At 71.3% G+C, this 25,047-nt stretch carries 20 protein-coding genes; 15 read left to right on the forward strand and 5 right to left on the reverse strand.

Annotated features, from left to right (window positions below):
• Positions 1-94: 94 nt before the first annotated feature.
• Together ACZ6CV_RS00340 and ACZ6CV_RS00345 are read right to left on the reverse strand one after the other, a co-directional pair.
• Positions 95-1,141 carry a hypothetical protein gene (locus tag ACZ6CV_RS00340; RefSeq protein WP_469248405.1) on the reverse strand — a complete coding sequence of 349 codons (1,047 nt, stop codon included), beginning with the start codon at positions 1,139-1,141 and terminating at the stop codon, positions 95-97.
• 172 nt (positions 1,142-1,313) lie between these two features.
• Positions 1,314-2,174: a hypothetical protein gene (locus tag ACZ6CV_RS00345; protein ID WP_469248407.1), complete on the reverse strand. Its 861-nt coding sequence runs from the start codon at positions 2,172-2,174 to the stop codon at positions 1,314-1,316.
• A 137-nt stretch (positions 2,175-2,311) separates the two neighbouring features.
• On the opposite strand from ACZ6CV_RS00345, the gene ACZ6CV_RS00350 reads away from it, so the two are divergent.
• Positions 2,312-4,936: a valine--tRNA ligase gene (locus ACZ6CV_RS00350; protein WP_469248409.1), complete on the forward strand. Its 2,625-nt coding sequence runs from the start codon at positions 2,312-2,314 to the stop codon at positions 4,934-4,936.
• A gap of 90 nt (positions 4,937-5,026) precedes the next feature.
• Here the strand turns inward: ACZ6CV_RS00350 and ACZ6CV_RS00355 are convergent, their stop codons facing one another.
• Complete coding sequence (locus ACZ6CV_RS00355; protein ID WP_362369267.1) at positions 5,027-5,653, reverse strand: hypothetical protein; 627 nt, start codon at positions 5,651-5,653, stop codon at positions 5,027-5,029.
• Between the two features lie 171 nt (positions 5,654-5,824).
• Between ACZ6CV_RS00355 and ACZ6CV_RS00360 the strand changes: the two genes are divergently transcribed.
• The gene (locus ACZ6CV_RS00360; RefSeq protein WP_469248412.1) at positions 5,825-6,991 is read left to right on the forward strand and encodes a sensor histidine kinase; all 1,167 of its coding nucleotides are present in this window, start codon (positions 5,825-5,827) and stop codon (positions 6,989-6,991) included.
• Positions 6,992-7,270: 279 nt separating this feature from the next.
• Here the strand turns inward: ACZ6CV_RS00360 and ACZ6CV_RS00365 are convergent, their stop codons facing one another.
• Complete coding sequence (locus ACZ6CV_RS00365; RefSeq protein WP_469248414.1) at positions 7,271-8,287, reverse strand: rod shape-determining protein; 1,017 nt, start codon at positions 8,285-8,287, stop codon at positions 7,271-7,273.
• Positions 8,288-8,431: 144 nt separating this feature from the next.
• Here ACZ6CV_RS00365 and folC point away from each other — a divergent pair, with 144 nt between their 5' ends.
• The 10 genes from folC (at position 8,432) to ACZ6CV_RS00415 (ending at position 21,092) form a co-directional block, all read left to right on the forward strand.
• Entirely contained in the window at positions 8,432-9,955 is a 1,524-nt protein-coding gene (gene folC, locus ACZ6CV_RS00370; protein WP_469248416.1) for a bifunctional tetrahydrofolate synthase/dihydrofolate synthase, read from the forward strand.
• Between the two features lie 5 nt (positions 9,956-9,960).
• Positions 9,961-10,311: a DUF4233 domain-containing protein gene (locus ACZ6CV_RS00375; RefSeq protein WP_469248419.1), complete on the forward strand. Its 351-nt coding sequence runs from the start codon at positions 9,961-9,963 to the stop codon at positions 10,309-10,311.
• A gap of 108 nt (positions 10,312-10,419) precedes the next feature.
• Positions 10,420-10,833, forward strand: a complete 414-nt coding sequence (ndk, locus tag ACZ6CV_RS00380; RefSeq protein ID WP_362369281.1) for a nucleoside-diphosphate kinase — start codon at positions 10,420-10,422, stop codon at positions 10,831-10,833.
• Between the two features lie 348 nt (positions 10,834-11,181).
• Positions 11,182-12,201, forward strand: coding sequence for a rod shape-determining protein (locus tag ACZ6CV_RS00385; RefSeq protein WP_030362602.1), 1,020 nt, complete (start codon positions 11,182-11,184; stop codon positions 12,199-12,201).
• Positions 12,202-12,345: 144 nt separating this feature from the next.
• Complete coding sequence (mreC, locus tag ACZ6CV_RS00390; RefSeq protein WP_469248422.1) at positions 12,346-13,299, forward strand: rod shape-determining protein MreC; 954 nt, start codon at positions 12,346-12,348, stop codon at positions 13,297-13,299.
• A 12-nt stretch (positions 13,300-13,311) separates the two neighbouring features.
• Positions 13,312-13,986, forward strand: coding sequence for a rod shape-determining protein MreD (gene mreD / locus ACZ6CV_RS00395; protein WP_362369287.1), 675 nt, complete (start codon positions 13,312-13,314; stop codon positions 13,984-13,986).
• Positions 13,987-14,026: 40 nt separating this feature from the next.
• The gene (mrdA, locus tag ACZ6CV_RS00400; protein ID WP_469248424.1) at positions 14,027-16,207 is read left to right on the forward strand and encodes a penicillin-binding protein 2; all 2,181 of its coding nucleotides are present in this window, start codon (positions 14,027-14,029) and stop codon (positions 16,205-16,207) included.
• Positions 16,207-17,403 (forward strand): rod shape-determining protein RodA, encoded by a 1,197-nt coding sequence (gene rodA / locus ACZ6CV_RS00405; protein WP_355808299.1) that lies wholly within the window; start codon positions 16,207-16,209, stop codon positions 17,401-17,403. Before mrdA ends, rodA begins: the two co-directional genes overlap by 1 nt.
• Before the next feature lie 60 nt (positions 17,404-17,463).
• The gene (locus tag ACZ6CV_RS00410; RefSeq protein WP_469248426.1) at positions 17,464-19,116 is read left to right on the forward strand and encodes a CYTH and CHAD domain-containing protein; all 1,653 of its coding nucleotides are present in this window, start codon (positions 17,464-17,466) and stop codon (positions 19,114-19,116) included.
• A 50-nt stretch (positions 19,117-19,166) separates the two neighbouring features.
• The gene (locus ACZ6CV_RS00415) at positions 19,167-21,092 is read left to right on the forward strand and encodes a TIGR03960 family B12-binding radical SAM protein (protein WP_469248428.1); all 1,926 of its coding nucleotides are present in this window, start codon (positions 19,167-19,169) and stop codon (positions 21,090-21,092) included.
• Between the two features lie 83 nt (positions 21,093-21,175).
• Here ACZ6CV_RS00415 and ACZ6CV_RS00420 read toward each other — a convergent pair whose 3' ends face one another.
• A complete protein-coding gene (locus ACZ6CV_RS00420) occupies positions 21,176-21,688 on the reverse strand; it encodes a hypothetical protein (RefSeq protein WP_469248430.1) in 513 nt (170 codons plus the stop codon).
• A gap of 375 nt (positions 21,689-22,063) precedes the next feature.
• Here ACZ6CV_RS00420 and ACZ6CV_RS00425 point away from each other — a divergent pair, with 375 nt between their 5' ends.
• Genes ACZ6CV_RS00425 through ACZ6CV_RS00435 form a run of 3 tightly spaced genes read left to right on the forward strand, consistent with a single transcriptional unit; the run spans position 22,064 to position 24,898 of the window.
• On the forward strand, positions 22,064-22,624 hold the full coding sequence (locus tag ACZ6CV_RS00425; protein ID WP_469248432.1) for a GNAT family N-acetyltransferase: 561 nt from the start codon (positions 22,064-22,066) through the stop codon (positions 22,622-22,624).
• Between the two features lie 6 nt (positions 22,625-22,630).
• Positions 22,631-24,028, forward strand: a complete 1,398-nt coding sequence (locus ACZ6CV_RS00430) for a hypothetical protein (RefSeq protein WP_469248434.1) — start codon at positions 22,631-22,633, stop codon at positions 24,026-24,028.
• Between the two features lie 48 nt (positions 24,029-24,076).
• The gene (locus ACZ6CV_RS00435; protein ID WP_469248436.1) at positions 24,077-24,898 is read left to right on the forward strand and encodes a TIGR03936 family radical SAM-associated protein; all 822 of its coding nucleotides are present in this window, start codon (positions 24,077-24,079) and stop codon (positions 24,896-24,898) included.
• Positions 24,899-25,047: the final 149 nt, after the last annotated feature.

The raw sequence follows: 25,047 nt of genomic DNA on the forward strand, positions 1-25,047 counted from the left end.
CTGACGCAACGGGGCCCGGTCCGATGACCGGGCCCCGTGGACCTGAGGTGTCAGGTGTGTGAGGGACGGGGGGAGGGGCCCGTCCCGCGCGGCGTCAGCGCTTCACACGCACCTCGCCGCGGAACTTGGCCGTGGTGGTCGCGGCCTCGTCGAGGTCGGCGGACTTGCCGGACACCGCGCCCGCGACGTCCGTCGTGACGACGTAGCCGATGGTGCTGTGGTCGCCCCAGATGCAGGTCGCCGCGGACATCTCGCTCGGGCCGGCCGCGCCGGCGGAGGTGTCCGTGGAGCCCGTGCCGGACCCCATGGCGATCTTCATCTCCTGGCACTTCAGGACCGCGCCGTCGAGCTCGGCGGGCTCGTACTGCTTCGGCTCGCCGACCAGCGTGATCTTGCGGCCGCCGCTCTCCGACGACGAGCCGTCCTTCTCCTTGGCGTTCGTGAACATGTGGTCCACGACGCCCTCCGGGTCGTCGATGTCGCCGTAGACGCCGCCGAAGCTCAGGATCTTCTGCGACATCGGGTTGTCCTCGCTGCCCGACTTGTAACTGGCCTGCACGTCCTTGGGGTTCTTCACCCCGGCCGCCTCGGCCTTGTCGAGGTCGATGCTGCTCGGGGCGCCGTCGCCCTCCCCGTTCTTCTCGTACTCGCTCATGACGGTCTGCGGCGTGGTCAGCTTGTGCGGGCCGTCGTCCTTGACGCCGCCGCCCGCGACGCTCGACGGGCCGCCGCCCTTGCTGTCCTTGTCGTCGCCGCCCGCGAGGAGGAAGTAACCGCCGACGGCCGCGGCGGCCACCACGGCGACGGCCGCGATGATGAGCCCGGTCTTCTTCTTGCCGCCACCCGGAGGCGGGGGCGGGACCTGCCCGTACGGGGCCTGCTGCCCGTAGGGGGCCTGCGGGGGGACCTGGCCGTAAGGGGCCTGCGGCTGCTGCCCGTAGGGGCCGGGCTGCTGGGGCTGGCTGTATCCGCCCTGCTGCGGGGCCTGTTGCGGCGCCTGCGGGGGGTAGCCGTAACCGGGCTGGGGGGCCTGCGGCGGCTGCCCGTAGGGGCCGGGCTGCGGGGCCTGGGGCTGCTGCCCGTACGGACCGGGCTGCTGGGGCTGCTGCCCGCCGTACGGGCCCGGCTGGTTGTAGCTCATTACTGGGGGTCCCTCCCGAGGCTTATGTATGGCGAACATCCTGTCGGATGGGCGCGGGGGGCGGGACGGCCGGGCGGGATCGATGCGGAGTTGTTGAACGGTTGTGCCAGGGGGCGGACGTACGAGGGCCCGGGGCGGCGCACCGCCCCGGGCCTTCCCCCTGAATGCGCCGCTACGCCTTGACCCGGGCCGACTTGCGCAGGTCGGCGGCGAAGTCGGCGACGTCGTCCACGGCCATGCCGCCACCATCCCCCTTCGCCATCGCCGCCACGTCGACGCCGAACACGATGCCGTACGTGCTGTGGTCGGCCCAGATGCAGATCGGCAGCTTCGTCTCGTCGCCGCCGTCCTTGATGCGGGCGGTCTGGCACTTCATGACGGCGCCGTCGAGGCCGTCCGGCTCGACGCTCTCGGGGCTGCCGACGAGATCGACCTCGTCCCCCTCGTCGGTGGACTTGGCCGACTCCTTCTCGGTGTTCTCGTCGGCCTTGACGAAGCCGTCGTCGACGGCCTGCTCCGGGTCGTCGATGTCGCCGTACATCCCCTGGAAGCTCATCTGCTTCCCCTTCAGGGCCGCGCCGGATTCATACGTGGCCGACACGTTGTGCGGGTTCTCGATGCCGATCTCCTCGGCGTTCTTCTTGTCGCCGGAGCCGAGCGGACCGCCGTCGGGGGCACCCGCCTCGTCGCTCTTCTCGTACGCGCCCACCGAGGCCGGCGGCACCAGCTTGTGCGCCCCGTCGTCCTCGACGGAGGCCGAACCGCCCCCGCCGAACGCGGCGTACGCGCCGAAACCGATCCCGGCGACGGCGAGCACGGCGACGACCACCCCGATGACGAGTCCGGTCTTCTTCCTGCCACCGGCCGGCGGCCCCGGCGGCGGGGGCGGCACCTGGCCGTAGGGCTGCTGCCCGTAGGGGCCCTGCGGGGGCGGCCCGTACGGGCCGGGCTGCCCACTCCCGTAGGGGCCCGGCTGCCCGCCCCCGTACGGGCCCGGCTGCTGTCCGTCGTGCGGGCCTGGCTGGTGGCTCATGGCGTGGGTCCCCCTCGTAATGCTGACGTGTCCCGGACATCCTGAACGAAGCCGTGACCCCATGGGGAGCCCGGCGGGCAACTGTTATCGAAGATTCCGGTTTCGGCACCGCTCCCCGGCCCCCCTAAACTGACCGCGTGACCGAGAACGCTCAGCAGCAGCCCCCAGCGACCACTCCCGAACTGCCGACCCAGTACGCGCCGGCCGAGGTAGAGGGGCCGCTGTACGAGCGCTGGGTAGAACGCGGTTACTTCTCCGCCGACGAGAAGAGCGAGAAGCCGCCGTACACCGTCGTCATCCCGCCGCCCAACGTCACCGGCGCGCTCCACCTGGGCCACGCCTTCGAGCACACGCTGATCGACGCCCTCACCCGCCGCAAGCGCATGCAGGGCCACGAGACGCTCTGGCAGCCGGGCATGGACCACGCCGGCATCGCCACGCAGAACGTCGTGGAGCGCGAGCTCGCCAAGGAGGGCAAGTCCCGCCACGACCTCGGGCGCGAGGCGTTCATCGAGCGCGTCTGGAAGTGGAAGGGCGAGTCCGGCGGCCAGATCTCCGGACAGATGCGCCGCCTCGGCGACGGCGTCGACTGGGAGCGCGAGCGCTTCACCATGGACGAGGGCCTCTCGCAGGCCGTCCAGACCATCTTCAAGAAGCTCTACGACGACGAGCTGATCTACCGCGCCGAGCGCATCATCAACTGGTGCCCGCGCTGTCTCACGGCGATCTCGGACATCGAGGTCGAGTACCAGGACGACGACGGCGAGCTGGTCTCGATCAAGTACGGCGAGGGGGACGAGACGCTCGTCGTCGCCACCACCCGCGCCGAGACGATGCTCGGTGACACCGCCGTCGCCGTCCACCCCGAGGACGAGCGGTACAAGCACCTGGTCGGCCGGCAGATCAAGCTGCCGCTGACCGACCGCACGATCCCGGTCGTCGCCGACGAGCACGTCGACCCCGAGTTCGGCACCGGCGCCGTCAAGGTGACCCCCGCGCACGACCCGAACGACTTCGAGATCGGCCAGCGCCACTCGCTGCCGAACATCGCGGTCATGGACGAGCACGCGGTCATCACGGTCCCCGGCCCCTTCCAGGGCCTGGACCGCCTCGAAGCCCGCTCCGCGATCGTCGGCGCGCTGCGCGCCGAGGGCCGCATCGTCGCCGAGAAGCGCCCGTACACCCACTCCGTCGGCCACTGCTCGCGCTGCAAGACCACCATCGAGCCGCGCCTGTCCATGCAGTGGTGGGTCAAGGTCGGCCCGCTCGCGCAGGCCGCCGGTGACGCGGTCCGCGACGGCAAGGTCAAGATCCACCCGCAGGAGATGGAGAAGCGGTACTTCGACTGGGTCGACAACCTCCACGACTGGTGCATCTCGCGCCAGCTCTGGTGGGGCCACCGCATCCCCGTCTGGTACGGGCCGAACGGCGAGGTCGTCTGCGTCGGACCGGACGACGAGGCCCCCACCGGCGAGGGCTGGACGCAGGACAACGACGTGCTCGACACGTGGTTCTCGTCGGGCCTGTGGCCGTTCTCCACGCTCGGCTGGCCCGAGCAGACCGAGAGCCTCGCGAAGTTCTACCCGAACTCCGTCCTGGTCACCGGCTACGACATCCTCTTCTTCTGGGTCGCCCGGATGATGATGTTCGGCCTGTACGCGATGGACGGCACCCCGCCGTTCCACACGATCGTGCTGCACGGCATGGTCCGCGACCAGTTCGGCAAGAAGATGTCGAAGTCCTTCGGCAACGCGGTCAACCCGCTGGACTGGATGGACAAGTACGGCTCGGACGCCCTGCGCTTCACCCTGGCCCGCGGCGCCAACCCCGGCACCGACGTGCCGATCGGCGAGGACTGGGTCCAGGGCTCGCGCAACTTCGCCAACAAGATCTGGAACGCCACGCGCTTCGCGATGATGAACGGCGCCACGATCGAGGGCGAGCTGCCCCCGGCCGAGCAGCTGTCCGCCACCGACCGCTGGGTGCTCTCGCGCCTGAACGCGACGGTCGCCGAAGTCGACGCGCTCTACGACGACTTCCAGTTCGCCAAGCTCTCCGACGCCCTCTTCCACTTCGCGTGGGACGAGGTCTTCGACTGGTACGTCGAGCTCTCCAAGACGACGTTCATGGCGGGCGGGGAGGGCGCCAAGGTCTCGGCCCGCGTCCTCGGCGAGGTCCTCGACGTCACGCTGCGCCTGCTCCACCCGATCGTCCCGTTCGTCACGGAGACGCTCTGGACGGCCCTGACCGGCGGCGAGTCGCTCGTCATCGCCGACTGGCCCGCCGACAGCGGCTTCCGTGACGCCGCCGCCGAGCGCGAGATCGAGACGCTCCAGCAGGTCATCACCGAGGTCCGCCGCTTCCGCGCCGACCAGGGCCTCCAGCCGGGCCAGAAGGTCCCGGCCCGCCTGACCCTCGACGGCACGACGCTTGCCCCGCACGAGGCGGCCATCCGCCAGCTCCTGCGCCTCCAGCCGGAGGGTGACGCCTTCACGGCGACGGCGACGCTGCCGGTCTCCGGCGCCACGGTCGCGCTCGACCTGTCCGGCACGATCGACGTCGCGGCCGAGCGCAAGCGCCTCGCCAAGGACCTCGCCGCCGCCGAGAAGGAGAAGGCGCAGGCCGAGGCGAAGCTGGGCAACGAGGCGTTCCTCGCCAAGGCACCGGACAACGTGGTCGACAAGATCCGCGGCCGCCTCACCAAGGCCGAGGCCGACATCGCCCGCCTGCAGGCGCAGCTGGAGGCCCTGCCGGCCGCGTAGCTCCGCGTACGCGCACGAAGGCCCCGGGACCGGCAGCGGTCCCGGGGCCTTCGTGTGTCCCGTCGCGGCCTCAGGCCGTGGAGAACGAGCTCAGGTGATGGACTCGGCCATCGGTCCTGTGGCCTGCCGACCGATGGGGCCGAGCTCCTCCGGGGGCTGCGGCACCAGATCGAGGCCGAGCCGTTCGAGCTCCGCCTCGGCCAGCGCGTCCAGGGTCTGCGGGTCGCCGTTGCGCCAGCCCTCGGCGAGGCTGCCGGGGGTCGCGCCCGCGATGTTGGCCGCGGTGGCGGCCACCTCGTGGAGCGGTCTGAGCAGGGTGCGCAGGGCGAGCAGCTCGCGGCCGTCGTCGGAGGCGGCCAGGTCACGGGCGGCGCCCGCCTGCCGGATCCAGCGCAGCCTGCGCGGCAGCCAGGCGGCCAGGACGAGGCCGACGGGCAGGACGAAGAGGGCGACCGCGCCCACGGCCACGGCGGTCCGCACGGCCACGGGATCCATCGCGTCGACGGCGTCGGCGACGCGCCGCAGGGCGAGGTCCACCCGGCCGCCGACCAGCGGCAACGGCGCACGGTGCTGCTGCAGGGCGCGGGGGAGGGCGAGCAGACAGGCCAGCCGGTACGTGATCACGGCGGCGGCGGCCCACAGCGCGGTCCACAGGAGGACCCCGGCGTCGCCGGCGAGCTGATGGGTGCGCCTGGCGGGATTCTGGGCATACCACATGGTCCGATTTGACCCCTTTGTGGGGTCTGGGTGCGGCAGCCGCGCCGAAAGGACACCCGTTGTGTGCAGGGACCGGCACTATCACCCACAAACGGCCGGGGTGCGTCATATCACCAAAACAAGGACCTAAGTCCGGTGGAACGGGCCGAAAGACCTTGGATGATGGAAGGCATGCGCATCCTGTCCGCCGCCCAGGCGATACGCCAGGCGGCGGCCCCGGCCGGCCGTCTCGTCGACCGCTGGTCCCGGGCACCGCGCGCGCTGGACGTGCTCACGGCGCTCAGCGCCTTCGCCCTGATGAGCCTGGACGTCCCCGGTCTCGCCGAGGCGGACAACTCCCTCAACGGCCCGCTCGCCGTCCTGGCCCTGGCGGCCGGCGCCGCCACCCTGCTGGTGCGGCGCAGGCTGCCCTGGCTGACGTACGGGATCGCGCTGCTCTTCCTGGGCTGGCTGCACGAGCTGACGCTGGCCCAGTTCGTGCTGTACTCCCTGGGCCGCTACCGGGGGCGTCTCGCGGGCACGCTCGGAGTGATCGGTTACGTCGGGTTCGCCTTCGTGATGTTCAACCTGCCGGGCTGGCCGGTGCACCGGGGGGCCACGATCGGCTCCTTCCTGAGCCTGGTCGTCCCGATCGGTGTGCTCGCGGCGGGCGTCGGTGTCGCGGCGAACCGGCAGGATCTGGTCCAGGCGCTGGCCGCGCAGCGCGCCGAGACGGACGCGCTGCACGCCGTCCAGCAGGAGCGGGTGCGCATCGCGCGGGACGTGCACGACTTCGTGGGCCGTGAGCTGACCCTGTTGAGCGTGCGGTCCCAGGTGCTGGCGCGGCGGGCCACGGGCGGCGCCTTCGAGAACGAGTTCGAGGAGCTCTCGGAGACGGCGCGCAGCGCGCACCAGATGCTGAACGAGATCATCGTGCAGCGCTCCGCCGACGGAGCGCCGACGCCCGGGCTCGACGCGCTGCCGGAGCTGGCGGAGCGCAGTGGCCGTGCGGGCAGCCCCGTCGACCTGGTGATCGACGACGCGGCGCACCGTCTCTCGCCGCTGCGGCAGGCGGCGGTGCACCGGGTGGTCCAGGAGTGCCTGACGAACGCGGCGAAGCACGCGCCGGGGGAGAAGGTGACGGTGCGGGTGGCGCTGCGGGGTGAGCGTCTGCGGATCATGGTCAGCAACCCGCTCCCGACGGCGGCCCCCGCCGCCGCGCCGGTCTCGGCGGGCACGGGCACGACGGGGATGGCGGAACGGATCCGCGCGGTGGGCGGCACGTTCGCGGCGGGGCCGCGGGGGGACGTGTACGAGGTGCGGGCCACCCTCTCACCGGGCGAACTGACGCCCACGTGACGACGTGGCGTTTGCTGCGGGTGGGGGCCACCTGGGTGCGTTTCGTCTGCGGGCCGCGGGGGCTTGTCGCGCAGTTCCCCGCGCCCCTGGGGGTGTTTTTGTCTGCGGCCCGGCGGGGGCTGGTCGCGCAGTTCCCCGCGCCCCTGGGTGGTCCACCGCATCGCCCCCTGGGGCAGCCCCCTGAGGACGACGGACGCGAGGCCTACCTAAGGGGCGCGGGGAACTGCGCGACCAGCCCCCACCAACCCGCAGACGAAACCGTCCCCCCGGCCTGGAGGCCTACGCCGCTGACATCACCCGTTCCAGCCCGTCGAAGTCCTCCACACACTTCCCGCACCCCAAGGCCACGCTGTCCAGCGGGTCCTCCGCGACGAAGACGGGAATCCCCGTGCCGGAGGCGATCCGCAGGTCGAGTCCGGGGAGCAGCGCACCGCCACCCGTGAGCACGATCCCGTGCTCCATGATGTCGCCGGACAGCTCCGGCGGGCACTCCTCCAGCGTCGTCTTGACCGCGGCGATGATCTGCTCGACCGGCTCGTCCAGAGCCGCCCGCACCTCACGCGCCGTCAGGTCGACGGTCTTCGGCAGGCCCGCCACCTTCTCCCGGCCCCGCACGGTGAACGTCCGCATCTCCAGGGCGTCCTCGCCCGGCACCGGCCACGCCGAGCCGATGCCGACCTTGATGTCCTCGGCGGTGCGCTCCCCGATGAGCAGGGAGTGCTCCTTGCGCACGTAGTCGGTGATGGCCGTGTCCAGCCGGTCGCCGCCCACCCGCAGCGACTGGGCCGTGACGATGCCGCCCAGGGAGATCACCGCGACCTCGGTCGTGCCGCCGCCGATGTCGACCACCATCGAGCCGCGCGGCTCGGCGACCGGAAGGCCCGCCCCGATGGCCGCCGCCATCGGCTCCTCCACGATGTGCACGGCCCGCGCCCCGGCCCGCTGCGCCGCGTGCACGATCGCGCGCCGCTCGACGGGCGTGACCCCGCTCGGCACGCACACGACCATCCGGGTACGGGGCCTGCGCCCCGGCACGGCCTTGCGCACGAAGTGCCGGATCATCTCCTCGGCGGCCTCGTAGTCGCTGATCACACCGTCCCGCAGCGGACGGATGGCGGTGATGGACCCGGGCGTGCGCCCGATCGTCTCCTTGGCCTCCGTGCCCACGGCGAGCACGCCGCTCTTGCCGCCCCGGTCGGCCCGCACGGCGACCACGGACGGCTCGTTGAGCACGATCCCCTTGCCGCGCACGTAGAGGAGGGTGTTCGCAGTGCCGAGGTCGATGCCTATGTCCATGATCGCCAAGTTTGCCCGGCGACCCGCGAAAGCGGAGGGACCAAGGTCCCGAATCGGACGGGCCGAAGGTCCCGACGAAGGCCGCGGGGGCCGACTCGGAGGTCCTGACGGCGCGTGTCGGTGGCGCTCCGTAGACTGACGTACGTGAGTGAGTTCCCCCCGCACGACGACAGCGCCGACCGCCCCGCCGACGGCGACCCCTTCGATGAGATCGTCGGTGCCGAGACGGACCGCGATCCCGACCTCGCGGTGATCGAGGCCGGCAGCCGCACCCTGCGCACCCAGGCGGGCCCGCCCGAGGGCGACATCCCCGCCCGCCCCACCGACCCGGAGGTGGACAAGGCGCTGCGCGAGGTGGAGACGGAGCTCGCGGGCCGCTGGGGCGAGACCAAGCTGGAGCCCTCCGTCCGCCGCATCGCCGCGCTGATGGACGTCCTCGGCGAGCCCCAGCGCGCGTACCCCTCGATCCACATCACGGGCACCAACGGCAAGACGTCCACGGCCCGTATGGTCGAGGCGCTGCTCTCCGCCTTCGACCTGCGCACCGGCCGGTACACCTCGCCGCACGTGCAGTCGATCACCGAGCGGATCAGCCTGGACGGCGCCCCGATGGAGGCCGAGCGCTTCGTCGAGACCTACCAGGACATCAAGCCGTACGTGGAGATGGTCGACGCCAGGGAGGAGTACCGCCTCTCCTTCTTCGAGGTCCTCACCGGCATGGCGTACGCGGCCTTCGCGGACGCCCCGGTCGACGTGGCCGTCGTCGAGGTCGGCATGGGCGGCAGCTGGGACGCGACGAACGTGATCGACGGCTCGGTCGCCGTCATCACCCCCATCGACCTGGACCACACGGACCGCCTGGGCTCCACGCCCGGCGAGATCGCCAAGGAGAAGGCCGGCATCATCAAGCCGGACTCGACGGTGATCATGGCCCAGCAGCCGGTGGACGCCGCGCAGGTCCTCCTGAAGAAGGCCGTCGACGTGGACGCGACGGTCGCCCGCGAGGGCCTGGAGTTCGGCGTCGTCTCCCGCCAGGTGGCGGTCGGCGGCCAGCTCCTGACGCTGCGCGGCCTCGGCGGGGAGTACGAGGAGATCTTCCTGCCGCTGCACGGCGAGTACCAGGCGCACAACGCCGCGGTGGCGCTCGCCGCCGTCGAGGCGTTCTTCGGCATCGGCTCGCAGCACGCCCGCCCGCTGGACATCGACACGATCCGCAAGGCCTTCGCCACGGTCGCCTCGCCCGGCCGCCTGGAGGTGGTGCGCCGCTCGCCCACCGTCGTCCTGGACGCCGCGCACAACCCGGCCGGCGCCCGCGCCACCGCCGCCGCGATCAGCGAGGTCTTCGACTTCAGCCGGCTCATCGGCGTGGTCGGCGCGAGCGGCGACAAGGACGTGCGGGGCCTCCTGGAGGCCTTCGAGCCGATCTTCGCCGAGGTCGTCGTCACGCAGAACTCCAGCCACCGCTCGATGGACGCCGACGAGCTCGCCGGTCTCGCCGTCGAGGTCTTCGGCGACGACCGCGTACAGGTCGAGCCGCGCCTTGACGACGCCCTGGAGGCGGCGATCACCCTCGCCGAAGAGGAGGGGGAGTACGCCGGCGGTGGAGTCCTCGTCACCGGTTCCGTCATCACGGTCGGCGAGGCCCGACTGCTCCTGGGGAGGGGCTGATTCCTGTGCGTATGCTCTGTGCTTCGACGCTGATCGGCGAGTTCTTCGTGATCGGCTTCGCGGGTCTGGTCGCCATGAAGGACGAGGACCTGTCCATGGGCACGGTCTGGACGGTATGCGGCGTCGCGATGCTGCTGAGCCTCCTGCTCTGCGGAATGATCACCCGGCCCGGCGGGGTGCAGCTCGGCTGGGCCCTGCAGATCGCGCTGATCGCGAGCGGCTTCGTGGTGCCGACGATGTTCTTCCTCGGCGCCGTCTTCGCCGCGCTGTGGTGGGCGTCGGTCCACTTCGGCCGCAAGGTCGACGAGGCGAAGGCCCGGTTCGCCGCGCAGGCCGCCGAGGCCGAGACGGCCTGAGCCCGCAGCCCTGCGGCACGCGGGCCCGGAGCGGCTCGGTATCGTGCCGGGCAACCCCCGCGGTCGTACAGAACGCGAAGACCGCGAGAACACCTCTTGGAGCCGCACATGAGCCAGCGCACCCTCGTCCTGCTGAAGCCCGACGCCGTCCGTCGTGGTCTGATCGGAGAGATCATCGGCCGCATCGAGCGCAAGGCGGGCTGGACGATCTCCGCGCTGGAGCTGCGCCCGCTGGACCAGGAGACCCTGGAGCAGCACTACGGCGAGCACAAGGGCAAGCCCTTCTACGAGCCGCTGGTCGCCTTCATGTCGTCGGGGCCGGTCGTCGCGCTCGTCGTCGAGGGTGAGCGGGTCATCGAGGGCGTGCGCGCGCTCGCGGGACCGACCGACCCGATCGCGGCCGCCCCCGGCTCCATCCGCGGCGACTTCGGCACCATCGTCCGGGAGAACCTGATCCACGCCTCGGACTCCGAGGAGTCCGCCGAGCGCGAGCTGAAGATCTTCTTCCCGGGTCTCGTCTGACCCGCCGGGAGACCGCCGAGGCGGCGCGCCCCCGGAACGGAAAGACTTCGTCAGGATTTTCTGACGTGGCGTCAGAACGGGGGCGCGGCGGAGCGGGGACGGCCGGGGGATTTCGGCCGTCCTCTGGCATATGCAGCCCCGATCGGGGGAACCCGTGCCACCGATGGCACGTCTGAAAAGGCGAGGCGCCGCATCATCTGCTGACAATGGCGAAGACCCTAGCGCCGTGTTCGCGCAGCCGAGACTACGATGGAAGCCTCCACTGCCACACAGCACCCACCTCGCCTACCTAAAAAGCCATCAAACGCTCCAATAGGGAAGGCCAGACGCATCCTCATGGGGAACAACATGTCGTTCATCGGCCGTGACATGGCTGTCGACCTCGGGACCGCCAACACGCTGGTGTACGTCAGGGGTCGGGGGATCGTACTCAACGAGCCGTCCGTCGTCGCGATCAACACCAACACCGGTGGCATCCTCGCGGTCGGCGCCGAGGCGAAGAAGATGATCGGGCGCACGCCCGGCAACATCGTCGCGGTGCGCCCGCTGAAGGACGGCGTCATCGCCGACTTCGAGATCACCGAGCGGATGCTGCGCTACTTCATCCTGAAGATCCACAAGCGCCGCTACCTCGCCCGCCCGCGCGTCGTCGTCTGCGTGCCCTCGGGCATCACGGGCGTCGAGCGCCGCGCCGTCATCGAGGCCTCCTCGCAGGCCGGCGCGCGCCAGGTGCACATCATCGAGGAGCCCATGGCCGCGGCCATCGGCTCCGGCCTGCCGGTCCACGAGGCCACCGGCAACATGGTGGTGGACATCGGCGGCGGCACCACCGAGGTCGCCGTGATCTCGCTCGGCGGAATCGTCACGGCACAGTCGATCCGCGTCGCCGGCGACGAGCTGGACAACGCGATCATCCAGCACATCAAGAAGGAGTACTCCCTCCTCCTCGGCGAGCGCACCGCCGAACAGATCAAGATCACCATCGGTTCGGCGTACGACATGGACGCCGACGAGCACACCGAGATCCGCGGCCGCGACCTGGTCTCCGGGCTGCCCAAGACCGTCGTCATCTCCGCCGCCGAGGTCCGCAAGGCCATCGAGGAGCCGGTCAACGCGATCGTGGACGCGGTCAAGACCACCCTCGACAAGTGCCCGCCGGAACTGTCGGGTGACGTGATGGACCGCGGCATCGTTCTCACCGGTGGCGGCGCCCTGCTGCGCGGCCTCGACGAGCGGCTGCGCCGGGAGACCGGCATGCCGATCCACATCGCCGAGGACCCGCTCGACAGCGTGGCGCTGGGCTCCGGAAAGTGTGTCGAGGAGTTCGAGGCGTTGCAGCAGGTGCTTGACGCCCAGCCGCGCAGATGATCTGACGCGCCGACATCCGCCGTACGAGTGCCTGCCCTCTCGTGCGGCGGATCGTTGATATAGAGGCACAGCAGAAGAATTCCCCAGAAACCCGTGGATCCCGCAGAGTCCACGGAATCGATTGAGGAAGGCACGCCGCCGCACGTGAGGGACACACGAGAGAGTCGGCTGCTCCTGGTACTGCTGGTCGCCATCGCGTTCGCACTGATCACGGTGGACATCCGCGGCGGCGAGGACTCACCGGTCGACGGTGCCCGCCGGGGCGCCGCGACGGTGTTCGGTCCGGTCGAGGAGGGCATGTCCTCCGCCGTCGACCCGATCGGCAACGCCATCGGCGCGGTACGCGACTCCGGAGAGCGCCACAGCCGCATCGCCGAACTGGAGCGTCAGAACGCCGCCCTGAAGGCGAGACTCGGCAGCGACGACCGCAACCGCAGCCGGGTGCAGCAGCTCGACAGCATGCTGAAGAAGGCGGGCGCCGGACAGTACGGCATCAAGGGTGCCGAGGTCATCGGGATAGGAGCGGCCCAGGGCTTCTCCTGGACCGTCACCATCGACGCCGGCGCGAACGACGGACTCAAGCGCGACATGACCGTCCTGAACGGCGACGGCCTGGTCGGCCGCGTCACCACGGTCGGCCCGGGCACCGCGACCGTCCTGCTCGCCAACGACCCCGACTTCACCGTCGGCACCCGCATGGAGAAGACCGACGAGCTCGGCTTCGCCACCGGCCAGGGCGACCGCAACCTGTCCGTCCAGCTGCTCAACGGCAAGGCCGAGGTCAAGAAGGGCGACCGGCTCGTCACCTTCGGCTCCCGCAAGGACAAGCCGTTCGTGCCCGGCGTGCCCGTCGGCGAGGTCGTCCGCGTCGACCCCTCCGGCGGCGACCTCACCCGCACCGTCTACGTGAAGCCGTACGTCGGGTTCACCAAGCTCGACATCGTCGGTGTCGTCGTCGAGGCGCCGCGCGAGGACCCGCGCGACACCGTCCTGCCGAAGAAGCCCGAGAAGCCCAAGCCGACGCCGACGGTGACCGTCACGGCCACCCCGTCCGGCCAGCCCCCGGCCGACGGCGCCGACGACGGCAACGAGCAGTAGGAGACCGGATCCATGCGCCTCAACCGAATCCTGCTGTCCACCGCCCTGGTCGTCGTCGCCCTGGTCATCCAGGTCTGTGTGCTCGCCCGGCTCCAGCTGCCCGGCGCGGTCCCCGACCTGGTGCTGCTCACCGTCCTCGGCCTCGCCCTGGTCTACGGCCACGTCGGCGGCGCCCTCGTCGGCTTCTGCGCCGGGCTCCTCTCCGACTTCGCGCCGCCCGCCGACCACGCCGCCGGGCGGTACGCGCTCGTGCTCTGCGTCGTCGGCTACCTCGCGGGGCTCGCCAAGCCCGACCACGGCAGACTCCGCTCCGCCACCGGACCGCTCGTCGTGGTGGTCAGCGCCGCCATCGGCTCGACGCTGCTGTACGCGGGCGTCGGCTCGCTCGTCGGAGACACCGCGGCCCGCCATGTGGGCCTGGTCGGCCTGCTGTTCACCGCGGCCCTCTACGACCTGCTGCTCGCGCCCTTCACGGTGCCGCTGATCATCGCGCTCGCCCGGCGCGCCGAGAACGACCCGCTGGGGGAGGGCTCGCCCGCCAACAAGGCGGCCGACGTCTCCGCGGGCTGGCTCTCCTCCGGCACCGGACTGCGCATCGGCAACCAGCGCGGCGGCGGGTTCCGGGCCAAGGCCGCCAAGGCCCGGGTCGCCCGCGCCGGGCGCATCAAGGGGGTCAAGCGCCTGTGACGGCGACTCACTTCGACGGCACACCCCGGGGAGGGGAGAAGTGACCAACATTCCGGAGACCGGACGGACCCCACGCGTCCAGATCCGTCTCATCGTCATCCAGATCCTCGTCTTCTCCCTCCTGCTCACCCTCGGCGGCCGCCTCTGGTACCTCCAGGTCCGCAACGGCGACGAGTACGCCGAGGAGGCCTCCGGCAACCACGTCCAGCAGGTCGTCCAGCCCGCCGTGCGCGGCTCGATCCTGGACGCCCGCGGCGTGCCGATCGCCGACAACGAGACCCGCCTGGTCGTCTCCGCGTCCCGCACCGACCTGATGAAGATGAAGGACGACGGCAAGGCGGTCCTCGCCAAGCTCGCCGACGTCCTCGACCTGAAGCCCGAAGAGGTCGAGGGCAAGGTCCGGCTCTGCGACGCCAAGACGCCGCAGCCCTGCTGGAACGGCTCGCCGTACCAGCCGATCCCGATCACCGACGAGGCCACGCCCAAGCAGGCGCTGCAGATCCGCGAGCGCTCCGAGGACTTCCCCGGCATCACGGCCGAGCCCACCGCCGTCCGCCGCTACGCGGCCCCCGGCAAGTCCAACACCGCCCAGGTGCTCGGCTACCTCTCGCCCGTCACCGACGACGAGATCAACAAGGCCAAGGACACCGACTCGCCGTTCCTGCGCTCCGACATGGTCGGCCGCTCCGGCCTGGAGCGCACGTACGACAAGCAGCTGCGCGGCAAGGCCGGCGTCACCCGCTACGAGGTCGACAACCTCGGCCGCGTCATCGGCAAGGCCAAGTCCGACGAGGCCCAGCCCGGGGCCAATGTGGTCACCAGCATCGACGCGCGCGTGCAGGCCGTCTCCGAGTACTGGCTGAACGACGCGATGAAGAAGGCCCGCCAGGAGTTCGACAAGAACACCGGCGAGAACTACAAGGCCGACGCGGGCGCCGTCGTCGTCATGGAGAACAAGACCGGCCGCGTCGTCTCCATGGCGTCCAACCCGACGTACGACCCGAACGCCTGGGTCGGCGGCATCTCCGGCAAGGACTACGCCCGGCTCACCGGCAAGCAGTCCAACTACCCGCTGCTCAACCGCGCCATCCAGGGCCAGGCCGCCCCCGGCTCGATCTTCAAGGTCATCCCGACCACCGCGGCGGTCAACGCGGGCTACGACTTCAACGGGCGCTACCCGTGCCCCAGTTCGTACTCCATCGGCGGCCAGACCTTCCAGAACTACGAGTCCAAGGGCCACGGCAACATCACCCTCGGCCAGGCCCTCGAGGTCTCGTGCGACACCGTCTTCTACAAGCTGTCGCACGACCAGTGGAACAAGGACGGCGGCAACAAGCCGGCCAAGCACCCCAAGGACTGGTTCTACAAGACCGCCCACCAGTTCGGTCTCGGCAAGGAGACCGGCATCGACCTGCCCAACGAGGTCACCGGACGCGTCCCCGACCGCCAGTGGAAGAAGGACTACTGGAAGGCCAACAAGGACGCCTGGTGCAAGCAGGGCAAGAAGACCGGCGGCGACTACGCCGAGCGCATCGCCTACGAGAACTGCCTCGAAGGCATGAAGATGCGCGCCGGTGACTCCGTCAACTACTCCATCGGCCAGGGCGACACCCTCGTCACGCCGATCCAGATGGCCACCATCTACTCCGCCATCGCCAACGGCGGCACCCTGCACGACCCCACCGTCGGCAAGGCGATCGTCAGTGCCGACGGCAAGCGGGTCGAGGAGATCCCGCCCACGTCCCACGGCAAGCTGCCGATGGACGCCGCGCTGCAAAAGGACATAGACGGTGCCCTCGCCGACGTCGCCACGCGCGGCACGGCGGCCTGGCGGTTCCAGGGATGGCCGCAGAAGAAGATCCCGATGCACGCCAAGACCGGTACGGCCGAGGTCTACGGCAAGCAGACCACCTCGTGGTTCGCGACGTACACCAAGGACTACACGATCGTCATGACGATCTCCCAGGGCGGTACGGGTTCCGGTGCGTCGGGACCCGCCGTGCGGCAGATCTACAACGCGATCTACGGCCTGGACGACGAGGGCAAGCAGGACGCGAAGAAGGCGCTGCTGCCCGAGCCGCAGAAGAAGCTGCCGAAGATCGAGACCGACGGCTCCATCAAGTCCCCGAAGATCAAGCCGTACAAGCCGGCGGCGCCCAAGCCGCCCGCCGAGGAGCAGCAGCTGGCCGGGCCCCCGGCCGAGAAGTGGAGGCGGGACTGATGACCGGCAACGGCTTCTCCGTCTCCGGGTACGGACCCGAGCGCTCCGGCGTCTCGCGGCTGCTGGCCCGCGACTCGATAGTGCGCCGGCTCGACTGGCCGATGCTCTTCGCGGCGATCGCGCTCTCCGGGATCGGCACCGCCCTCGTCTACTCCGCGACCCGCAACCGCACCGAGCTCGTCGGCGACGACCCGTACTCCTTCGCGCTCAAGCACCTCCTGAACACCGGCATCGGCTTCGCCCTGATGATCGGCACCGTCTGGCTCGGCCACCGCACGCTGCGCACGGCCGTGCCGATCCTCTACGGCATCTCCGTCTTCCTGGTGCTGCTCGTGCTCACCCCGCTCGGCGCGACGATCAACGGCGCGCACGCGTGGATCGTGCTCGGCGGCGGCTTCTCGCTGCAGCCGTCCGAGTTCGTGAAGATCACGATCATCCTGGGCATGGCGATGCTGCTCGCGGCCCGCGTCGACGCCGGCGACAAGGACATCCCCGGCCACCGCACCGTGCTGCAGGCCCTCGGCCTCGCCGCCGTGCCCGTGGCGATCGTGATGCTCATGCCCGACCTCGGTTCGGTCATGGTGATGGCGATGATCGTGCTCGGCGTGCTGCTCGCCTCGGGCGCCTCCAACCGCTGGGTGTTCGGGCTGCTCGGCACGGGCGTCGCCGGTGGCGTCGCCATATGGCAGCTGGGCGTCCTCGACGACTACCAGATCGCCCGGTTCGCGGCGTTCGCCAACCCCGCGCTCGACCCGGCGGGCGTCGGCTACAACACCAACCAGGCGCGCATCGCGATCGGCTCCGGCGGTCTGACCGGCACCGGCCTGTTCAAGGGCTCCCAGACCACCGGGCAGTTCGTCCCCGAACAGCAGACGGACTTCGTCTTCACGGTCGCGGGCGAGGAGCTCGGCTTCGTGGGCGCGGGCGCGATCCTGCTGCTGCTCGGCGTCGTGCTGTGGCGCGCGTGTCGCATCGCCCGCGAGACGACCGAGCTGTACGGCACGATCGTCGCCGCCGGGATCATCGCGTGGTTCGCCTTCCAGTCCTTCGAGAACATCGGGATGACCCTCGGCATCATGCCGGTCGCGGGCCTTCCGCTGCCCTTCGTCAGTTACGGGGGTTCGTCGATGTTCGCGGTCTGGGTGGCCGTCGGCCTGCTCCAGTCGATCAAGGTGCAACGGCCGCTGTCGGCCTAGAAGTGACCCTGGTCCGTCCGGGCCATGTTTGCCGCTCCCTTTCGCGTCTAGATTCAATTCATGGCGGAGACGAAGCGCGAGATCGAGCGGAAGTACGACGTCGGGGCGGACGCGACGCTGCCCGACCTGACCGGTGTGGCCGGGGTCGCGGACGTCGTCGACAGAGGCGTCGTGGAACTCGACGCCGTCTACTGGGACACGGCCGACCAGCGCCTGGCCGCCGGATCGGTCACCCTGCGGCGCCGCACCGGCGGCGCCGACGAGGGCTGGCACCTGAAGCTGCCGGTGTCCCTCGCCGACGGCGTGCGCGACGAGATCCACGCGCCGCTCTCCGACACCGTGCCCCCGGACCTCGCCGGCCTCGTGCGCTCCCGGGTGCGCGGCGCCGACCTCGTCCCCGTCGTCCGGCTGCTGTCCGCCCGGACGCTGAGCCACCTCGTGGACGCGGACGGCACCCTGCTCGCCGAGGTCGCCGTCGACCGGGTGCTCGCCGAACGGCTCACCACCGATACCGGCACCGGTACTGACACCGGCACCGACACCGGCACCCGCACCGCCGAGTGGACCGAGGCCGAGGTGGAGCTCGCCGACGGCGCCGACCCCGCGCTCCTCGACAAGGTCGAGAAGAAGCTGAGGAAGGCGGGCGCCCGCCGCTCCGCCTCGCCGTCCAAGCTGGCCAGGGCGCTCGCGGAGACCGCCCCGCCGGACGGCGACCCCGGCCGGGCCCGTACCGAGACCGCCGTGGGCGGCGGCAAGAAGGGCGCCAAGAAGGCCGGCAAGAAGGAGGCCGTCGCCGAAGCGGTGCGCGCGGCCGCGGCCGCGGGCTCCGGCAGCGCGGGGGACCACGTCCTCGGCTACCTCCGCGCCCAGTGCGACGCGATCGTCTCCCTCGACCCCGCTGTCCGCCGCGACCTGCCCGACGCCGTGCACCAGATGCGCGTCGCCACCCGCCGGCTGCGCAGCGCCTTCAAGTCGTACCGGAAGATCCTCGACCGCACCGTCACCGATCCGGTGGGCGACGAGCTCAAGTGGCTGGCGGGCGAGCTGGGCGTCGCCCGCGACCAGGAGGTCCTGGCCGCGCGCCTCACCGACCGCGTCGACGCGCTGCCCGCCACCCTGCTCCTGGGCCCGGTGCGCGGACGGCTGCGCGTCTGGGACGTCGCCCGGCGCACCGGCGCCCGCGGCCGCACCGTCGCCGTCCTGGAGTCCAAGCGCTACCTCGCCCTCCTGGAGACCCTCGACGCGCTGCTCGCCGCGCCCCCGCTGCGCCCCGCCGCCGCGAAGAAGCCGGCCAAGGCGCTGCCCAAGGCGGCGCGCAAGGACTACGCGCGCCTCGCCGCCCGTATCGACCACGCGCTCGCCCTGCCCCCGGGCCACGAGCGCGACCTCGCCCTGCACGCCGCCCGCAAGGCCGCCAAGCGCGCCCGGTACGCCGGCGAGTCCGCCGTCCCGGCGCTCGGCAAGCCCGCCCGCCGGTTCGCCGAACGGATGAAGGCCGTGCAGGGCGTCCTCGGCGACCACCAGGACAGCGTGGTCGCCCGCGAGGAGCTGCGGGCCCTCGCCATCCAAGCCCATATGGCGGGGGAGTCCGCCTTCACCTGGGGGCTTCTGTACGGGCAGGAGGAGGCGGCGGGCGCGGACCGGCAGCGGGAGCTGCCACCGGTGTGGGCCGAGGCGTCCCGGCGGAAAGTGCGGGCGGCGCTGGGCGAGTGAACGCCGGGGTACGCTTGATGGTCACCCCTGCCCGCTCATGAAGGTTCGCGATGTCTGCCGAGTCGGTCTTCCCACAGCTCGAAGCTCTGCTCCCGCATGTGCAGAAGCCCATCCAGTACGTCGGCGGTGAGCTGAACTCCACCGTCAAGCAGTGGGATTCCTGCGACGTCCGCTGGGCGCTCATGTACCCGGACGCGTACGAGGTCGGACTGCCCAACCAGGGCGTCCAGATCCTCTACGAGGTCCTCAACGAGCGCGAGGGCGTGCTCGCCGAGCGCACCTACAGCGTGTGGCCGGACCTGGAGGCCCTGATGCGCGAGCACCGGGTCCCCCAGTTCACGGTCGACTCGCACCGCCCCGTCGGCGCCTTCGACGTCTTCGGCCTCAGCTTCTCCACGGAGCTGGGCTACACCAACATGCTGGCCGCCCTGGAGCTCGCGGGCATTCCGCTGGCGGCCGAGGACCGCACGCTGGACGACCCGATCGTGCTCGCCGGCGGCCACGCGGCCTTCAACCCCGAGCCGATCGCCGAGTTCATCGACGCCGCGATCATCGGCGACGGCGAGCAGGCCGTCCTCGACATGACCGCGATCATCCGGGAGTGGAAGGCCGAGGGCCGCCCCGGCGGCCGCGAGGAGGTCCTCTTCCGCCTCGCGCGCACCGGTTCGGTGTACATCCCGGGCTTCTACGACGTCGAGTACCTCCCGGACGGCCGCATCGGCCGCGTCGTGCCCAACCGCAGCGGCGTGCCGTGGCGCGTGTCCAAGCACACCGTCATGGACCTCGACGAGTGGCCCTACCCCAAGCAGCCGCTCGTCCCGCTCGCCGAGACCGTCCACGAGCGGATGTCCGTGGAGATCTTCCGCGGCTGCACCCGCGGCTGCCGCTTCTGCCAGGCCGGCATGATCACGCGCCCCGTGCGGGAGCGAAGCATCACCGGCATCGGCGACATGGTCGAGAAGGGCCTGAAGGCCACCGGTTTCGAGGAGGTCGGCCTGCTCTCGCTCTCCTCCGCCGACCACAGCGAGATCGCCGACGTCGCCAAGGGCCTCGCCGACCGGTACGAGGAGGACAAGATCGGCCTGTCCCTCCCCTCGACCCGCGTCGACGCCTTCAACGTGGACCTCGCCAACGAGCTCACCAGGAACGGCCGCAGGTCGGGCCTGACCTTCGCCCCCGAGGGCGGCTCCGAGCGCATGCGCAAGGTCATCAACAAGATGGTGTCCGAGGAAGACCTCATCCGCACCGTCGCGACGGCGTACGGCAACGGCTGGCGCCAGGTGAAGCTGTACTTCATGTGCGGCCTGCCCACCGAGACCGACGACGACGTGCTGCAGATCGCCGACATGGCGATGAACGTCATCCAGAAGGGCCGCGAGGTCTCCGGCTCCAACGACATCCGCTGCACGGTCTCCATCGGCGGCTTCGTGCCCAAGCCACACACCCCCTTCCAGTGGGCGCCGCAGCTCTCCGCCGAGGAGACCGACGCCCGCCTGGAGAAGCTCCGCGACAAGATCCGCGGCGACAAGAAGTACGGTCGCTCGATCGGCTTCCGCTACCACGACGGCAAGCCCGGCATCGTCGAGGGCCTGCTCTCCCGCGGCGACCGCCGCGTCGGCGCCGTCATCCGCGCGGTCTACGAGGAGGGCGGCCGCTTCGACGGCTGGCGCGAGCACTTCAGCTACGAGCGCTGGATGCGCTGCGCCGAGAAGACGCTGCCCGAGGTGGGCGTCGACGTCGACTGGTACACCACGCGCGAGCGCGGCTACGAGGAGGTCCTGCCCTGGGACCACCTGGACTCCGGCCTCGACAAGGACTGGCTCTGGGAGGACTGGCAGGACTCCCTGGACGAGACCGAGGTCGAGGACTGCCGCTGGACCCCGTGCTTCGACTGCGGCGTGTGCCCCCAGATGGACACCCACATCCAGATCGGCCCGACCGGCAAGAAACTCCTGCCGCTGACGGTCGTCAAGTAGCGACTTCCCGCCCCTTGGCGGGACGTACCGGGGACGGGGGCACCGCACCGTCCCCGGCACGTTCGTCGCGCAACAAGCGCCGTCTACTTCTGGGCCTTGCTGATCCGCCAGCCGACCATGCCGGTGGCGCCGGACAGCCGCTCGGCGTCGATCTCCAGCTGTCCCGGTGTCCCCACGGTCCGCCGGGTGGCCGGGACACCGTCACACTCCACGGTTCGCCGGGCGGGTCCGCCTCCGCGGACTCCTCGGACCGAGAGGCTGATCCTCCCCGTCCCCGCACACGCGACCGCCACCTCGTACGCGGTCCCCTTGGCCAGCTCCGGCCGGGCATGAAGGCCATCACTGACGCGCTCCAGGCCGGCTTCGACGAACGAAGGATCGCTGTCGTCGATCGTCTCCGTACCCAGCGCTTCCTTCACCCGCCGGCCCAACTTCTGCTCGTCGTGGGCCGGTGCGGTTTTGCCGGCCGTCGGACGCGTCTTCCCGGCCGGCTCATCCGACCCGTCGGAGTCGCCCGTGCACCCGGTCACCAACGTGAGGGACAGCGCGGCACAGACAAGCAGTGCGGACGCCACCCGCTGCGGACGGACGCTCATGAGCCCGTGCTCCAGAACCGCCAACCGGTCGACCTGGTAGGCGGCTTGGCGCTGCGCATGAGTCCCCCTCGTGCAATTTTCGCCTGGTCAGGCGGGTCGGGAGAAACGTACAGTTACTCGGTGCTTGCAGTCGATCACTGGGTGGATCTTCTGAGCAAGATCTGAGGCGGCGGGGGGAGCCGCAGTGTTCTGCGGCAGGCGCGGTCGGCCGGGGTGCGGGGGCGCCACGTACGATTCCCTCATGTCGAGCGACCGGAGGGCGGGGTCTGGGGCCGTGTCCGTATGAGCGCAGGTGGACACCCACATCCAGATCGGCCCGACCGGCAAGAAGCTTCTGCCGCTGACGGTCGTCAAGTAGCGCTTCGGCGCGAGCGGATGCCGCATCTCGTCCTGCCCACCGTCCGGGTGCACCGCTCCTACCTCGCCGCTGTGCAGGAGCTCCGGGCCGAGGGGCAGGGCGGGCCCGACGACGACACGGCGTTCGGCAGTACCCTGCGCCGCTACGGGGGCCGCTGGCGTGACCGGGCCGTCTTCGCGTCGTACGTCGCCGAGGTGCGTGCCGCCGCCTACCCCGCGGGGCCGCACTCCGTCCCCGTCACCACCCTCTGGTACGTCGACGGGGCCGACTACTTCGGGCGGCTCACCGTCCGGCACACCATCGGCACCCGCTTCCTGCGCGAGTACGGCGGCCACATCGGCTACGACGTGCGCCCCACCGCACGCCGTCGCGGGCACGCCACCGACATGCTGCGCGGCTGCCTCCCGTACGCCGCCGAACTCGGCCTGGAATCCGTCCTGGTGACCTGCGACACCGACAACACCGGTTCGCGCAAGGTCATCGAGGCGGCCGGCGGCACGTTCGAGGACGAGCGGGGCGGCAAACTGCGGTACTGGATCAGTACCGCCCGGATCCGAACCGGCGCCCCGCGCGTCTAGGACACCATGGACCTGGAAAAGCGGCCTCAGCCGCAGCAGCCCGCCGAGCCGGTGGCCGCGCGGCCGCCCGCGGCACCCCCGCCGCAGGCCGAGGGCTGCCTCGCCGTCGCGATCCGCGTCCCGGTGCGGATCGTGGTGCTCGTGCTCGTCGTGCCCGTGCGCCTGGTGTGGGACGCGCTCGCCGTGTGCGGCCGCTTCCTGTGGCTCAAGGCCCTGCGCCCGGCCGGACGCGCCGTCACCACCGTGCTGACCTGGTTGTTCAAGTCGGTCTTCGTCTGGCCCTGGGTGGGCCTGTGGCGGTATGCGCTCGTGCCGGTCGGCAAGGGCCTCGCCTGGCTGGGCCACGTCCTGCTCGTCGTCCCCCTGACGTGGCTGTACGCGCGCGTGCTGACGCCGATCGGGCACGGCATCGCCTGGGTGGCGCGCGGAATCGGTGCCGGCATCGGCCTGCTGGGGCGGGGGACCACGGCCGTGGTGCTCGGCATCGGCGCGGGCATCGCCTGGCTGGGGCGGATGCTGCTCGTGGTCCCCGCGGTGTGGCTGTACGCGCATGTGCTGACGCCCATCGGGCACGGCATCGCCTGGCTCGCCCGGGGGATCGGCGCCGGGGCCGTGGTGGCGGGGCGCGGTGTGGGGCGCGCCCTGGTCTGGCTCTTCAAGGCCCTCTTCGTCTGGCCGTGGGTGGGCCTGTGGCGGTACGTGGTCGTCCCGGTCGGGCTCGGACTGGCCTGGCTGGGACGGGTGTTGCTCGTGATCCCGGCAGTGTGGCTGTACGCGCGCGTGCTGACGCCCATCGGGCACGGCATCGCCTGGGTGGCGCGCGGGATCGCCTGGCTGGCGCGCGGGATCGGCGCGGGCGTCGCCCTGCTGGCGCGCGGCCTGGGGACCGTCGTCACGACACTGTGCCGCTGGATCCTCGTCGTCCCCGCGGTCGCCCTGTGGCGGTGGGTGCTCGCCCCCGTCGGCCGGGCGATCGCCGTCGTCGCCCGCGAGGTCATCGACGCGCTCGGCCACGCCTGGCGCGTCGCCGGGCACATCTCCCTCGTCGTCGGCCGCTTCCTCGGCAGACTCCTTCGGTGGATCTTCGTCGAGCCGGTGCGCTGGGCGTACCGCTCGGTGCTCACGCCCCTCGGGCACGTCGTCCGCGACGCGGTGTGGCGCCCCGCCGCCGAGGCCGCCCGCAGCGTCGGCCGCACCACGCGGCAGGCCCTCGCCACGGCCCGGCAGAGCGTGCGCCAGGCCCGCGCCGACGTACGCCGGATGCTCTTCGGAGCACCGAAGGAACCCGTGCCGGTGGCGGCGGCGCCCGGCGAGCCCGCACCCGTTCCGGTGGCCCGGCGGGAACCTGACACGCCGCAGGCACGTACTCTAGGTAGCAGTACGACCGCACTCACGAAGGACTGAGCGACACTGGGCAAGCGACAGCCCGTAGGCCCGCCGCCCGCACCCGCGGTGCAGCGCATCCGCCTGCGCTACACCAAGCGCGGCCGCCTCCGGTTCACCAGCCACCGTGACTTCCAGCGCGCCTTCGAGCGGGCGCTGCGCCGCGCCGAGGTGCCCATGGCGTACTCGGCGGGGTTCACCCCGCACCCGAAGGTGTCGTACGCCAATGCCGCACCCACCGGCACGGGCAGTGAGGCGGAGTACCTGGAGATCGCGCTCACCGCGCCGCGCGACCCGGACAAGCTCCGTGAGCTCCTCGACGAGTCGATGCCCACCGGCCTCGACATCGTCGACGCCGTCGAGTCCCACACCTCGGGCCTCGCCGACCGGCTGACGGCGTCCGTCTGGGAACTGCGTCTGGACGGTGTGGAACCCGCCGAGGCCCGGCGTGCCGCAGAGCTGTTCACGGCCGCCGAGCAGGTCGAGGTCCAGCGCCGCACCAAGAACGGCATGCGCACCTTCGACGCGCGCGAGGCCGTCGTGAGCCTGGTCCCGGTCACCGACAGCCAGGCCCCGGGCACCGACGGAGCGCCGATCGCCGCCGACGCCGATAGGCCGACCGACAAGCCCTGTGCGATACTGCGGCTGGTTGTTCGGCACGTGACACCTGCCGTACGACCTGACGACGTCCTGTCCGGTCTCCGAGCCGTGGCCGACCTGGCGCCGCCGGTCCCCGCAGCGGTGACCAGGCTGGCGCAGGGGCTTTTCGATGAAGAGACCGGCACGGTGACCGACCCGCTCGCGCCCGACCGCGAGGCAGTCACGGCCGCATCAACCACGGCCGCCGTAACTGCCGCCGCGAAGGCGCCGGCGCCGGAAGGCCCCCGTTAAGGACGTACGTCACCGCGCAGCCCTCGTACTCGGGAGCCACCTGGGTCGGGCAGCGCACTGACCGAGACTTTCGCCAGGCCGTCCGCATTTGGGCGTACGGAACCGGCGAGACAAGACAGAGAGCTCCCGTGCGGCGCCCACGCCCCCGG

This window comes from Streptomyces sp. NPDC041713, assembly GCF_055591085.1.